Genomic DNA, 13918 nt, shown 5'->3' on the forward strand with positions numbered 1-13918 from the left:
GCGCGGCGGGGGCGGAGGCGCCATCCTGGGCGGTTCGGCCGGTCTGGGCGGTTCGGCGGGTCTCGGTGGGCGCGGCGGCGGGGGTATCGGCTCCGACACGGTCAGGCGAACCCCGGATTCCGCGCGGGCAGCGGCGCGAACCGGTGCACCGCGTCGACGAGCAGATCGCGCTGACCGACCGCGTCCGCCTCGGTCAGGTCGACCGGTCGCACGCCGCGGAACATCGACGGCACCTGGGTGCGACCGACCACTATCGGCAACAACCGGCCCCCGGAGTCCGCATCGCCCAGGGCCTCCTCCCATTCGTCCATGGCCAGCCGTCTGGCCTCGAAGTAGTGCTCGGAGAACAGCGCGATCACGTGTTCGCCCAACCCGCGCGCCTGGGCCATGGCCTTGCCGAAGCTCACGCCCGCGCTCCAGTCCCAACGACTCAGCGAGACCCGGTAGTCCTCGAAGGTGAGTACCTCGCTGACCCAGTCGGCCCAGGCGAGGTCGTTGCCCACGTAGCTGATCACCAGGTCGGTGCGGGCCGGTGGGACCGGTTCCAGGATGGGCAACCGGCGTGGTGCCTCGGGCAGCGTGCGGGAGCCGGCCTCGTGGCTGCCGAACAGCGGCTCGATCTCGGCCGCCTCGCCGGGGGTCAGCGGCGCGAGCCGATGGCGCAGCGCCGCGGCCACCCGATCGGCGACCGCGCGCACCGCCCGCACGTACCCCAGGTCGCGGATGCCGCCCAGCCGCAACATGTCGAACACGCTCGGGCCCCCGCTCGGCCCGGCGATCCCGGCGGGCCACTCGATCGCGCCGAGGGCGGCCGGGAGCGGTTGCTCCATCGTGGTCCAGGGCACGGCGATCAGATTCGGCGGCGAGATGCCCACGATCGACTCGTGTCGACGCAATCGGTCGGTGAACACCGCCCAGTCGCGCCCGCACTCCAGGTCCTCGAAGTAGTCGTCCGAGCACAGCGCGACCATCGCCCGCGCCTGTGCGGGCGGGTCGCCGTCCGGCACCTGGATCGGCCCGAAGGTGGGCTGCAACCGGATCGCCGCGCGCACCCCGTCGCCCCCGCGCCGCAGTTCCGCCTCGATGTCGTCGTGAAAGCGGGCCGCCCACTTGGGGTCGCGGTCGGCGACGTGACTCGTGAAGAAGTCGTAGTCCACCAAGCGACCCCCGGGATCGAGCACCGTACAAGGACGGCCGAGCGTCCCACGCGCCGGCGCCGGCGGCGGGTCCGGCAACTGCCGCCCCCGTGCCGACCGTTCGTGTGTACGACTCTGCCCACACAGAGCATCGCGCAGGCCGACCCGGCCCGGCTAGTATAGGAAGGCTTGTGTAATCGTGGCGATACGTTCCGCACTCGAATGTACGGGTTTCACTCGGACGGCACGCGCGAGCGGCACACGCCGGTCGTCCGACGCGGACTCGAACATCGGGGCGACGCGGGAGAACGGGGGACCTGCGGATGCAAGGGGAGTGCGGTGACGTGGAGTCGGCTCTGCCGGACCTCGACGGGCTCTGTCTCGACGACCTGGACGACCTGCCGGCGTCCGTGCTCGGCTCCGCGCTGCGCCGGTTGATCCGCGAGTCCGAGGAGCCCTCGGAGGCGGTGGTGGCCACCTTCGACAGTGCCGTCGAGCCCGCCTTCGCCGAGATCTGGGTGCCGGCCGACTCCGAAGACGGTGCCGACGAACCCCGGTCGGACGGGAGTTCCGGCATCCGGAACTGACCGTGGGAGGGCCGATGAACGAGGCGATACCGTTTCGGCAATTCATCGTCAAGATCGCCGCGCGCTGCAACCTGGCGTGCGATTACTGCTATGTGTACGAACTCCGGGACCAGGGCTGGCGGAACCGGCCCCGCCTGATCGCCGAGGAGACGGTGGTCGCGGTGGGGCGATGGTTGCGCGCGCACGCCGAGCGGGCCGGCCTGCGGACGCTGGACATCGTGCTGCACGGTGGTGAGCCGCTGCTGGTGGGACCCGATCGCCTCGACGCCATCGCGCACGAACTGCGGGCCGCGTTGGCGGGCGTGGCCGAACCGCGCTTCACCCTGCAGACCAACGGGGTGCTCCTGGACGAGCGTTGCGCCGAGGTGTTGCTCGCGCATCGGATCCGGGTCGGCATCTCGCTCGACGGCGACGAACTCGCCCACGACCGGCACCGGCGCGGGCCGGACGGGCGGGGCAGCCACGCCGGGACGGTGCGCGGCATCGCACTGCTGCGCCGGCCCCGCTACCGGCCGCTGTACGGCGGGCTGCTCGCCACGATCGACCTGGCCAACGATCCGGTGGCCACCTACGAGGAACTGCTCGCGCAGGCACCGCCGATGATCGACCTGCTGCTGCCGCACGCCACGTGGGAGTATCCGCCGCCCGGTGCCCGCCCCGACGCAACCGCCCATGCCGACTGGCTGATCGCCGTCTTCGACCGCTGGTACGGCGCGCCCGTGCGGGAGACCCGGGTGCGCATCCTGGAGGACCTGGTCGACCTGACGCTGGGCCGGTCCGTGCACAGCGAGACGCTCGGGCTGAGCCCGGCGGGCTCGGTGGTGATCGAGACGGACGGCACCTTCGAGCGGCAGGACGCGCTCAAGGCCGCCTACGACGGGGCGGCGGCCACCGGGCTGGACGTCTTCCGGCACGACCCGGCGACCGTGCTCGCCGCGACCGCCCACACCGGTCCCGGCGGCGGGACGGCCGAGCCGAGCCCGACCTGCCGGCGCTGTCCGGTACTGCGCACCTGCGGGGGTGGCCTGCGGGCGCATCGCTACCACCCGGCCAACGGATTCGACAATCCCTCGGTGTACTGCGCCGACCTGCGGGCACTGATCGAACACGTGGGGCATCGGGTACGCGCGGACGTGCGGGCGCTGGTGGGCCAGGGGCGGCGGCGGTGATCCGCACACACCGCCTCGACGCCGCGGTGTTCGCCGAACTCGCGGCGGGCTACGGCGGATCCGAGGCCGTGGCCGCGCTCGTCCGGGCCCAGGAGAGCCGCCGACTGCTCCAGGTGTACGCGGTCGTCGCCACCGCCCGTGAACGCCTGCCGAGTGCCCGCACGGCGCACCTGGTCGACGCGTTGGACCTGCTCGCCCGGATCCAGCGCACCGCGCCGCAGGCGGCCCGGACGGTGCTGATGCATCCGTACACCGGCGCCTGGGCGATGCGCTGCCTGCTGTGGCTGCGTCGACCCGAGGCGCTCTCGCCCGCGCCGGACGCGGATCGCCTGCTCGACCACCTCGGCTCGATCGCCACCGCCGCCGCGCTGCGCGCCGGTCCCGAGCACGACCCGGGCGAGATCCCGGTTCGCGCCGTGGAGGGATGGGTGTACCTGCCCACGCTCGGCCGGGTGCGCGCGGCCGAGGGCCCGGGTCGGACCGCGCGGATCGGGCGGCAGTGGCGCCCGGACGATCGGATCGCGCGACACGAGGCCAATCGGGTATGTTCCGCGACGGCCGCAGGGCTGTCCGCCACCGTGGCCATCGAGGACGTGGACCCCTATCGCGACGTACACCGCTGGGAGCCGACGCCCCGGTTGTCCGCGCACCAAGTATCGTTGCTGCAAAGGAACTTCGTGAATGCGTGGGGCCGGCTGGCGGTTGCCCACCGGGCCTACGCGACCGGCCTGGGCCAGGCGTTGTCCACGCTGGTTCCGGTGGTCGCGGAACCGGGGGCCAGCCTCAGTTCGTCGTCTCGATACGCGTTCGGAAGCATCGCGTTGACGCCGGCGATGGGGCCGATCACGCTGGCCGTGACGCTGATCCACGAGTTCCAGCACAACAAGCTCGGCGCGGTACAGGACATCACGAATCTCTCGGAACGCTCGACGCTCCGGTATCGGGCGCCCTGGCGGTTGGACCCCCGACCGGTGGGTGCGCTCTTGCAGGGCGCCTACGCGCACCTGGGGATCGCGGACTTCTGGCGGATTCGGCGGCACAGCGCCGCGGGGGAGGAGCAGGATCGGGCGCAGGCCGAGTTCGCCGTGCACCGTGCGCACGTCGCGGAGGCGATCGGGACGCTGCGCGCGTGCGGCGAACTGACGTCGGACGGTGCGCGGGTCGTGGCGGGCATGGCGGAGACCGTCGAGCCGTGGTGGCGGGAGGACGTGCCCGCCGACGCGGCGCGCCGCGCGGCCGAACGGGTGCGATCGGGCCGGCGGACCTGGGCGGAGCGAAACGGTGCCGGAGCCGGTTCCGGCCCGGGTGGGCCGGTGGTGGGCATGAGTAAAACGATACGAAACGAGAGAGAACATGAGATTACCTGATGTCACGAGGAGTCACTTCGCGTGATGGACTCGGGTAGCCTGGGAACAACGAGTGACGGACGGGGAGGGCAATCCCACGCGCGTCGAAACGAAGCACCGACAGCAGGGGTCGAGATGACACCAGTCTTCTTCACGAGTCGGTCGTGCGGCGACGAGCGTGTCTACGTCGAGCGCTTCCACGCCGACCTCGAACAAGCCGTCTCCGCCCGCGTGCCGGGCCGGGACGGCGCACGGGGCCTGCTGTCGACGTGCGCGGAGCGCGATCCGGGCGACCCACCCGAAACGCTCGCCGCCTGTTCGGTTCCCGCCGCGGTGGTGCTGGCCTCGCCCGACTACCTCGCCGACCCCGCCGCCATGCGCGAATGGGCGGTGATGGCCGAACGGGTACGCGGACACCGCGTCCGCACCGGCGAACGACTCGACGCGATGGCCACCGTGCGCTGGCGCGCCGCCGACGCCCGCCCCGGCGAGCAGCCCACCCCGGACGTGGGCGCCGACGGCGACTACGGTCCGATCTACGCCCGCCAGGGCCTGTTCGACCTGATGCGCCTGGAGGGCCACTCCGCCGACTACCGGCGGCTGATCGCCGACCTGGCGCGCGTGGTGGTCGAGGTCAACCGCGTTCCGTTGCGCCCGCTGCCGCCCGCCGAGGCGCGCGAACTCCTCGGCGCGCGCACCGTCGCCGGCCCCGCCCCCGCCCGACTGCCGTACGCGGGCTCCGCGCCGGTCGCGACCGCTGCCCGGCTCCTGCCCCTGCACGCGCGCACCGGGCCGGACCTGCCCACCCGACCCCGCTGGATCACGGCCCGACACAACCCCCGCCGCCCGTTGCTGTGGGGACCCGGTGGCGATGTTGAGGAGCACTGAAACGATGAGCGACAACCCGCCGGGAACCGTCGTCACGTTCTACTCGTACAAGGGTGGCACTGGCCGCACGATGGCCCTGGCCAACGTCGCCTGGATCCTGGCCTCCCGAGGCAAGCGCGTGCTCGTCGTGGACTGGGACCTCGAATCACCGGGCCTGCACCGCTACTTCCACCCGTACCTGATCGACAAGCGGCTGGAGGACACCCGCGGAGTGCTCGACATGATCCGCGCGTTCGCCAAGGTGGTCGGCTCCCCGACCAGCACGGACGCGATGATCGAGGCGAGCCGCGTCGCGGAGAGCCGGGTGGACGGCTGCGCGGTCAAGGTCGACCGGGACTTCGCCGACGGCGGCCTGATCCGCTTCCTCGGTCCGGGCCGGCAGAACCACGAGTACGCGGCCACGCTGGCCGGCTTCAACTGGGCCGACTTCTGCGAGAGCCCGCACGGCATCGGCTTCCTGGACGCGCTGCGCGAGGACATGCGCGCGTCCTACGACTACGCGCTGATCGACAGCCGCACCGGGCTCAACGACATCGCCGGCATCTGCACCACCCTGTTGCCGGACATCGTGGTGGACGGCTTCACGCTCAACGAACAGGCCATCGACGGCGGCGTCAACGTGGCCCGCTCGATCGCCCGCCAGGCCGATCGGCCGCTGCGCATCCTGCCCGTGCCGATGCGCGTGGAGGACGACGAGAAGGACAAGCTCGAAGCCGGCCGCGACCACGCCCGCGAGCGCTTCGCCGAGTTCCTCGCGGATCGCTCCGAAGCCGAGCGGAGCCGGTACTGGGGCGAGGTCGAGATCCCGTACAAGGCGTTCTACGCCTACGAGGAGACGCTCGCCACGGTCGGCGACCGGCCGCTCCAGGAGGGCAGCCTGCTCAGCGCGTACGAGCGGCTGACCGGCGTGCTCACCGACGGCGCGATCAGCCGGCTCGACCCGATCGACGAGGTGGACCGCCGGCGTGAGCTGCGCCGCTTCGAGCGCATCCGCTACACCGCCCCGACCACCGTGCGCATCCTCTACAGCGCGCGCGACCGGATGTGGGTGGACTGGGTGCGTGCCCAACTGACCGCCTCGGGCGCCCAGGTGGTCGGCACCGGCGGCTGCGACACCCCCGTCGAGGACCTGCAGAACGTCGAGAGCGTCGTGGTCGTCTCCTCCTCGCACTCGCTGCCCAGCCGCTCCTGGACCGCGATGCGCACGGCGCTGCGCCGACTCGCCGCGGTCGACCAGGCGAGCGTGGTGACCCTGCGGGTGGACGACCCGATCGACAACGACCCGGGTGTGGGCGAAACGGTCACCTTGACCGGGCTGTCCGAGGAACAGTGCCGCACCGTGCTCCTGACCGCATTCGGTCGCACGCCCACCGAACCCGCGCCCGCGGACGGCCCCAGGTTCCCCGGGACCAAGCCCAGGGTCTCCCAACTGCTGCCGCGCCACCCGGCGTTCACCGGCCGCGACGACATCCTGGAGCAGCTGCGCGACCAGCTCGCCAAGGGCGCCACCGCCGTACTGCCGCAGGCGTTGCACGGACTCGGCGGCGTCGGCAAGACCCAGGTCGCGCTCGAATACGCGCACCGCTTCGCCGCCGACTACGACGTCATCTGGTGGGTGTCGGCGGAGCAGGCCCAGGGCGTCGCCGCCCAGCTCGCCCGGCTCGGCGACCGGCTCGACCTCCCCGCCGGGGAGAACGTCACGGACGCGGCGGCCACCGTGTTGCAGACCCTGCAACAGGGCGAGCCCTACGACCGCTGGCTGGTGATCTACGACAACGCGGACGAACCGGCCTCGGTGGCCCACCTGATGCCCCAGGGCAGCGTCAACGGCCACGTCCTGGTCACCTCCCGCAACGACCTCTGGGCACGCAGCGCCCGCCCGCTGGAGGTCCCGGTGTTCCGCCGGGACGAGAGCGTCGCACTGCTCCAGCGCCGGGTGCCGTCGCTGACCGAGGCGGACGCCCAGAAGGTGGCCACCGCGCTGGGCGACCTGCCGTTGGCGGTGGAACAGGCCGGTGCCTGGCTCGCCGAGTCCGCGATGCAGGTCGAGGAATACCTGGAACGGGTCAACACGCGCGTCAGCGCGATCCTGGACGAGGGCCAGCCGCCGGACTACCCCACCACCGCCGCCGCGACCTGGACCGTCTCGCTCGACGAGCTCAAGGAGCGGCAGCCGGCCGCGGTGCGGCTGCTGGAACTGTGTGCGTACCTGTCGCCGGACTCGATCTCGATGCGGCTGCTGCGCTCGCGCGAGGTGCTCCAGGAGCTGGTGCGGGTGGACAGCTCGCTCGGCGACACGCTCCTGCTGTCCCGGATCTTCCAGCAGCTCGGCCGGTACGCGCTGGCCCGGGTGGACCGCGGCGAGGACACCATCCAGGTGCACCGACTCGTCCAGGCCGTGTTGCGCGACCAGATGCCGCCCGAGGAGAACGCCGCCCGGCGCGCCCGGGTGCTGGAGATCCTGGCCGCCAACGCGCCCGGCGACGTGGACGATCCGGCCAACCAGGAGACGTACGAGGAGCTCTACAAGCACCTGGTGCCCTCGCGCGCGCTGGAGAGCGACTCGGAGTCGGTGCGCCGCTGGATCGTCGAACAGGTGCGCTTCGCCTGGCGCTTCAACGACTGGGAGTTCGGCCAGTACATCGCCGAGCTCGCACTGGAGCGCTGGCGCGCGCGGTTCCACCGGCACGACGCGCTGACCCTGCGGATGTGCACCCAGCTGGCGAACGTCTACCGCTCCCAGGGCAGGTACCGCAAGGCCTACGACCTGGACCGGGCGACGTTGGAGGCGCAGCGCGAATCGCTGGGCCCGGACCACCCGCACACCCTGATCACCGGCCGCGGCTACGGCGGCGACCTGCGCTCGCTCGGCCGCTTCCACACCGCGCTCGAATCCGACCGGGACAACTACGCGCGCTTCAGCGAGGTCTTCGGCGAGGACGCGAACGACACCCTGCTCGCGGCGAACAACCTCGGTGTCTCGCTGCGCCTGATGGGCCTGCTGGAGGAGGCGCGCGAGGTGCACCAGGAGGCATTCGACCGACGCCGGCGGATTCAGGGCGACGACCACTCCAGGACCTGCTTCCTGGCCAACGAGGTCGGCCACGACCTGCGTGAGCTGGGTGACTACGCGGGCTCGCGCGCGGTGCTCCAGCAGACGCTGGCACGCGAGGAGGCGATGGGCCGCACCCGGGACGCGCTGCGCACCGCCAAGAACCTCGCGGTGACGATCCGGCAGACGGGGGACGCCCGCTACGCCCGCTCCCTGGACAGCGACACGCTGGAGAAGTACCGGGCCTACCTCGGCCCCACCCATCCGGTGCTGCTCTCCTGCACGGTCAACCTCGCCGCCGACAACCACGCGATGGGCAACGACGAGGCGGCGCTCGAACTCGCCCAGGAGGCCTACCAGGGCTACCGCGAGCAGTTCGGCGCGCAGCACCCGTTCACCTTCGGGTGCGCCAGCAACCTGTCGATCTACCTGCGGGCTGTCGGACGCGACGAGGAGGCGATGGCCCTGGGGCTGCGCAGCCTGGAGGGGCTGCGCGAACTGCTGGGTGAGGACCACCCGTACACCCTGGCCGCGGCGCTCAACCACGCGAACAACCTCTACCAGGCGGGCCAGGCCAACGAGTGCGCCGAGCTGGACCGGGCGACCTACGACCGGTACGAGGCGCAGCTGGGCGCGGACCACCCGCACACCCTGGTCGCGGCCTGCAACCGGGTGCAGAGCCTGGGCGAGATCGGTCGCCGGGACGAGTCCCGCGAATGGTTCACCCGCACCGAGCGGGCGTGTCGGCGCAAGCTGGGCGACGAGCACCCGATCACCCAGGGGCTGCGCTCGCGCCGCCGGCTGGAGACCGACATCGAGGTGCCGGCCGCCTGACGGCCGTTGTCGTGATGTGCCGTGGCCGGCCCGACGATCCGTCGGGTCGGCCACGGCCGGTTCAGGCCCGGTGCATCCGCACCGGCATGTCCTTGATGCCGTTCAGGAAGTTGGACCGCATCCGCCGTGCCGGCCCGAGCAGTTCCACCCGCTCGACCCGCTCCGCCAGGGTGCGGAACATGATCTCCAGTTCGAGCTTGGCCAGGTGCCGGCCGAGGCAGAAGTGCGGGCCGCCGCCGCCGAAGCCGAGCATCGGGTTCGGATCGCGTGCGATGTCGAGGCGGTAGGGGTCCACGAACACGTCCTCGTCGTGGTTGGCGGACGCGTAGTAGACGACCACCTTGTCGCCGGCGGCGATCGGCTGCCCGCTCAACTCGGTGTCGCGGACCGCGGTGCGCTTGAACGCGTTGACCGGGCTGACCCAGCGCACGATCTCGTCGGCCGCGGTGCCGGCCAACCCGCCGGGGTCGGCGCGCAGCCGTTCCCACTGTTCGGGGTGCTCGATCAGCGCGAGCATGCCGCCGGAGATCGCGTTGCGGGTGGTCTCGTTGCCGGCCACCGCCAGCAGCATGAAGAACAGGTCGAATTCGAGCGCGGTCAGCTCCTGACCGTCGCGGTCGGGGCAGACCAGCTTGGACACGATGTCGTCCACGGGACACTCGCGCCGGGCCGCGCCCAGCGCGTCCGCGTAGCCGAACATCTCCATCTGCACCTGCTCGGCCTCGCCCGCGTTCTGGCGCAGGTCCGGATCCGCCTCGCCGACCAGCTTGTTCGACCAGTCGAACAGCCGGTGCCGGTCGACCTGGGGTACGCCCATCAGGTCGGCGATCACCACCAGCGGCAACTCGGCCGCGCACATCGCCACGAAGTCGCCCTCGCCCCGGTCGACGGCGCTCGCCACGATCCGCTCGCAGGCCTCGCGGACCTTGTCCTCCAGGGTCAGCGTGGTGCGCGGGGTGAAGCCCTTGTTCACGATGTTGCGCAGCCGTGAGTGCTCCGGCGGGTCCATGTTGAGCATCATCAGCCGCTGGGTGGCGAGCGCGTCCTCCTCGGGCTCGATGAGCAGGGACAGCCGTTCGTGCGAGGAGAAGATCTCCGGGTTCCGGGACACCCGGATCACGTCGGCATGCCGGGTGACGGCCCAGAAGCCGTCCGGCCGCTCCGGGTCGGCGTGGCGGTAGACGGGGGCGGTGCGGCGCATTCGGGCGAACGTCGCGTGCGGGATGCCCGCCGCGTAGCTGTCGGGGCTGTAGACGTCGAACACGGCGGCGTTCGGGGCGGCGCTGTCGATCGTTTCGGGCACGGCGGACCTTCCGGCAGTGGTGCTGGCTGGGCGCGGGCGCGGCCAGAATTCCACGGCTCGGGTGGGTCGGGAAGAGCGATCGGGGTGTGACGGGGGGCGATGTCGCGCCCGCCCGCGACCCGACACGCCGGGCGCGGGGTGGGACACGCCGGGACACGCCGGGACACAGCATCACGAAGAGCAACCCAACGAGCGAAGTCGTGACTTTTTGCTACTTTATAGACACTTTCTGTTAGTTTTTGTGACGGTGACAAAAGCAGACAAAGTCCGCCGTCCCACCGGCACTCTTCGCGCTGTCCCGAAATCGGCGCGGCCGTTCCGTCCCTGCGCTCCCGAGCGCGCCTCCCGAGGAGTCACCCCATGGCCTTGTCCATCTCCACCGTCGTCCTGCTGGGCGTCATCGTGTTCATCTTCATCCGCAAGGGCGGCATGCGAATCCCGCACGCGATCGTGTGCGCGCTGCTCGGGTTCTATCTCGCCGGTACCTCGATCGCGCCGAGCATCCACAGCAGTGGCAAGAGCGTCGCGAACCTGCTGAGCAGCCTGAACTTCTGATCGCGGCGGTCACCCGAACCGGCTCGGCGGCAGGTGCGCCGGGCCGGTCTTCGCCGTTTCGACACCGATAGGGGAGAGCAGGCATGGGGAACACAGGCGAGGTCGACACACCCCTGGTGGTCGTGGGCACGGACGGCTCGGAGCACGGCGACCGGGCGGTGGCCCATGCCGCCGCGGAGGCGGCCCGGCGCGGCGCAGTGCTGCGCGTCGTGCACGCGATCCGGGTGCCGATGGCCGCCCCCGGCTTCGAGCCGGTGGAGCCGAACGAGGACACCCGCCGGGCGGCCGAGGCGCTGGTCCGCGATGGCGCCGCGGCGGCACTGCGGCGCCATCCGGAGCTGAGCGTGCAGGCCCGGGTCGGCTACGGCCTGCCCGGCGACGCACTGCTCGCGGCGGCCGAGGGCGCGGTGCTGCTGGTCGCCGGATCGCGCGGGCGGGGCGGGTTCGTCGGCCTGCTCCTGGGCTCGGTCTCGCGGTTTCTGGCCGCGCGGACGACGTGCCCGCTGCTGATCGTGCGCGGCGACCACGGGGCGCCGGCGCCGACCGGGGTGAACGTGCTGCTCGGCGTCCAGGGCGACGGCGACGACCGGGCGGTGCGGGCCGCGTTCGAGGCGGCCCGCGGGTGGGGCGTGCCGGTACATGCGGTGCACGCGTGGAGTTGGCCCGGCTACGCGGGCCTCGCCGGGCCCAGCGAGGCGGACATGCGCGCGGTCGCCGAGGTGCATGCCACCGCGCTGGCGGGTGCGCTGAGCGGGGAGCGGACCCGGTTCCCCGACGTCGAGGTGCGCGCGGACTCGGTCATGGCGGACGCGGCCGGGACGCTCGTGGAGGCCTCGGCGGGCAGCGCGCTGGCGGTGGTCGGCGTACGGCACCACCGCGGCCCGCTGCGGCACTGGGTCGGCCACGTCGCGACCGCCGCGATCGAACACGCGCACTGCCCGGTGCTGCTGGTCCCCCTGGACTGAGCCCCGGGCCGCGGTCCGCTCCGGGCCCGCCCGTCGACGCGCTCGCCGGGCCGGCCATGATTTCGATCAGTGCTTCAATCAGTGATTGAAAATGCCGGCACTTCGTGGTTTGGTGCCTGCCGTGACAGCACAATCGCGGGCCCGGCTGCTCGACGAGGCCGAACGGCTCTTCCTCGCGCAGGGCTACGACCGGGTCTCCGTCCGGGCGGTCAACGCCGCCGCCGGGATGAATCCGGCCGCCGTGCACTACCACTTCGGGTCCAAGCGGGACTTGGTCGTGGCGCTGCTGCAACAGCGCCTGGGGCCGCTGTGGGCCGGGCCGCTGGCCGACCTGGACCGGGCCCGCGCGGCCGGGTGGACGCCCACGGTCGGCGAGGTGGTCACGATCATCGTCGAGCCGTTCGACCGACTGGCCCGCGAGCCGAACGGGCCGATGCTGCTCCAGTTGCTCGCCCGTACCGTGCTCTCCGGGCACGAACTGCCCTGGGACGACCCGTGGTTCCGGCATGCACCGTGGCGCGCACTGCTGGCCGCGGCGCGCCCGGACCTGAGCGCCCGGGAGATCGCGGACCGCTGGCGGCTCGCCTTCGACCTGCTGCTCCAGCTCTACGGCCAACCCGTGGCGGACGCGTTCGTACCGCCGCCCGCCCCCGCGGCCGTCGTCGGCTTCGTCACCGCCGGCCTCGACGCCCCACGCCCCGCCGACGCGGCGCCCGCCGACCCGGCGCCGACCGACCCGCTCCCACCCGGTCCGTCCCGGACGGCACGCCCAGAACGAGGTGACTCGTGATACCCGACGTCTTCGCCCCCGCCACGCTCGGCCCGCTCACGCTGCGCAACCGGATCATCAAGGCCGCGACCTTCGAGGGGGCCACCCCGGACGCGCTGGTCACCGACGACCTGATCGAGTACCACCGGCGTCCGGCCGCGGGCGGCATCGGGATGACCACCGTGGCCTACTGCGCGGTCGCTCCCGAGGGCCGCACCGACCGACACCAGATCTGGATGCGCCCCGAGGCGGTGCCGGGCCTGCGCCGGCTCACCGACGCGGTGCACGCCGAGGGCGCGGCGGTCTCGGCGCAACTCGGCCACGCCGGCCCGGTGGCCAACGCCAAGTCCAACGGCCGGCCCGCGCTGTCCGCCGGACGCATGTTCAATCCGCTGAGCATGCGCACCACGCACGCCGCGACCGAGGCCGACATCGCCCGGATCACCCGCGCGCACGCCGACGCCGCGCTGCTCGCGATCGAGTCCGGTTTCGACGCGGTGGAGATCCACCTCGGCCACAACTACTTCGCCAGCGCCTTCCTCAGCCCCAAGCTCAACCACCGCAAGGACGGCTACGGCGGTTCGCTCGCCAACCGGGCCAAGGTCGCCCGCGGTGTGTGTCGCGCGGTGCGGGACGCGGTGGGCGACAAGATCGCGGTGACCGCCAAGCTCAACATGGAGGACGGCGTCCCCGGTGGCATCCGGCTGGAGGAGAGCATCCGCACGGCGCGCTGGCTGGAGGAGGACGGCTCGCTGGACGCGCTGGAGCTGACCGCCGGCAGCTCGCTGCTCAACCCGATGTACCTCTTCCGCGGCGACGCCCCGGTGCCCGAGTTCGCCGCGACCTTCCCGCAGCCGCAGCGGCTGGGCGTCAAACTGATCGGCAACCGCATCCTGCGCTCGTACCCGTACGAGGAGGCCTACCTGCTCGCCTCCGCCCGGCAGTTCAGGGCCGAGCTGAAGCTGCCGCTGATCCTGCTCGGCGGGATCACCAACCGGGACACGATGGACCTCGCGATGACCGAGGGCTTCGAATTCGTCGCGATGGGCCGCGCGGTGCTGCGCGAGCCGGACCTGATCAACCGGATCGCGGCCGAACGCGAGACCAAGTCCCTGTGCATCCACTGCAACAGGTGCATGCCGACCATTTACAGCCGCACCCGCTGCGTCGTGATCGAGCCCGACGCGTAGGCCGGCCCCCGCACGCCGAGCCACGGCACCGGAGACGACGCGACCCGACCCGCCGGGACCCGCCGGACCCGGCCCGGGCCGGGCCCGCCGGACGGCCCCGGCACGCGAAACGCCGGACGGGCCG

11 protein-coding genes are annotated in these 13918 nt (G+C 72.2%); 9 read left to right on the forward strand and 2 right to left on the reverse strand.

Annotated elements, in window-relative coordinates; all coding sequences use genetic code 11:
• Positions 1-101: 101 nt before the first annotated feature.
• Entirely contained in the window at positions 102-1181 is a 1080-nt protein-coding gene (locus ACIBM5_RS10330; RefSeq protein ID WP_396006427.1) for a TIR domain-containing protein, read from the reverse strand.
• A gap of 299 nt (positions 1182-1480) precedes the next feature.
• Between ACIBM5_RS10330 and fxsA the strand changes: the two genes are divergently transcribed.
• The 5 genes from fxsA (at position 1481) to fxsT (ending at position 9012) form a co-directional block, all read left to right on the forward strand.
• Positions 1481-1723, forward strand: a complete 243-nt coding sequence (fxsA, locus tag ACIBM5_RS10335; RefSeq protein WP_391584885.1) for an FxSxx-COOH cyclophane-containing RiPP peptide — start codon at positions 1481-1483, stop codon at positions 1721-1723.
• A 14-nt stretch (positions 1724-1737) separates the two neighbouring features.
• A complete protein-coding gene (locus tag ACIBM5_RS10340) occupies positions 1738-2892 on the forward strand; it encodes an FxsB family cyclophane-forming radical SAM/SPASM peptide maturase (protein ID WP_396006429.1) in 1155 nt (384 codons plus the stop codon).
• Positions 2889-4259: an HEXXH motif domain-containing protein gene (locus ACIBM5_RS10345; protein ID WP_396006430.1), complete on the forward strand. Its 1371-nt coding sequence runs from the start codon at positions 2889-2891 to the stop codon at positions 4257-4259. The genes ACIBM5_RS10340 and ACIBM5_RS10345 overlap by 4 nt, the downstream gene beginning before the upstream one ends.
• Before the next feature lie 114 nt (positions 4260-4373).
• Entirely contained in the window at positions 4374-5126 is a 753-nt protein-coding gene (locus tag ACIBM5_RS10350) for a hypothetical protein (protein WP_396006431.1), read from the forward strand.
• Between the two features lie 4 nt (positions 5127-5130).
• Positions 5131-9012: an FxSxx-COOH system tetratricopeptide repeat protein gene (gene fxsT / locus ACIBM5_RS10355; protein WP_396006432.1), complete on the forward strand. Its 3882-nt coding sequence runs from the start codon at positions 5131-5133 to the stop codon at positions 9010-9012.
• A gap of 61 nt (positions 9013-9073) precedes the next feature.
• Here fxsT and ACIBM5_RS10360 read toward each other — a convergent pair whose 3' ends face one another.
• Complete coding sequence (locus ACIBM5_RS10360; RefSeq protein ID WP_396006433.1) at positions 9074-10315, reverse strand: cytochrome P450; 1242 nt, start codon at positions 10313-10315, stop codon at positions 9074-9076.
• Between the two features lie 360 nt (positions 10316-10675).
• Between ACIBM5_RS10360 and ACIBM5_RS10365 the strand changes: the two genes are divergently transcribed.
• The 4 genes from ACIBM5_RS10365 (at position 10676) to ACIBM5_RS10380 (ending at position 13794) form a co-directional block, all read left to right on the forward strand.
• Positions 10676-10870, forward strand: a complete 195-nt coding sequence (locus ACIBM5_RS10365; protein ID WP_396006434.1) for a DUF2304 domain-containing protein — start codon at positions 10676-10678, stop codon at positions 10868-10870.
• Positions 10871-10953: 83 nt separating this feature from the next.
• Complete coding sequence (locus ACIBM5_RS10370) at positions 10954-11835, forward strand: universal stress protein (protein WP_396006435.1); 882 nt, start codon at positions 10954-10956, stop codon at positions 11833-11835.
• A 121-nt stretch (positions 11836-11956) separates the two neighbouring features.
• Positions 11957-12625 carry a TetR/AcrR family transcriptional regulator gene (locus tag ACIBM5_RS10375; protein WP_396006436.1) on the forward strand — a complete coding sequence of 223 codons (669 nt, stop codon included), beginning with the start codon at positions 11957-11959 and terminating at the stop codon, positions 12623-12625.
• Positions 12622-13794, forward strand: a complete 1173-nt coding sequence (locus tag ACIBM5_RS10380; protein ID WP_396006438.1) for an NADH:flavin oxidoreductase — start codon at positions 12622-12624, stop codon at positions 13792-13794. Before ACIBM5_RS10375 ends, ACIBM5_RS10380 begins: the two co-directional genes overlap by 4 nt.
• Positions 13795-13918: the final 124 nt, after the last annotated feature.

This window comes from Embleya sp. NPDC050493 (assembly GCF_044458105.1).
GTDB lineage: Bacteria > Actinomycetota > Actinomycetes > Streptomycetales > Streptomycetaceae > Embleya.

Coding starts and splice junctions, on each gene's coding strand:
- ACIBM5_RS10340 (WP_396006429.1), top strand. CDS start 1,738: ATGAACGAGGCGATACCGTTTCGGCAATTCATCGTCAAGATCGCCGCG.
- ACIBM5_RS10350 (WP_396006431.1), top strand. CDS start 4,374: ATGACACCAGTCTTCTTCACGAGTCGGTCGTGCGGCGACGAGCGTGTC.
- fxsT (WP_396006432.1), top strand. CDS start 5,131: ATGAGCGACAACCCGCCGGGAACCGTCGTCACGTTCTACTCGTACAAG.
- ACIBM5_RS10365 (WP_396006434.1), top strand. CDS start 10,676: ATGGCCTTGTCCATCTCCACCGTCGTCCTGCTGGGCGTCATCGTGTTC.
- ACIBM5_RS10370 (WP_396006435.1), top strand. CDS start 10,954: ATGGGGAACACAGGCGAGGTCGACACACCCCTGGTGGTCGTGGGCACG.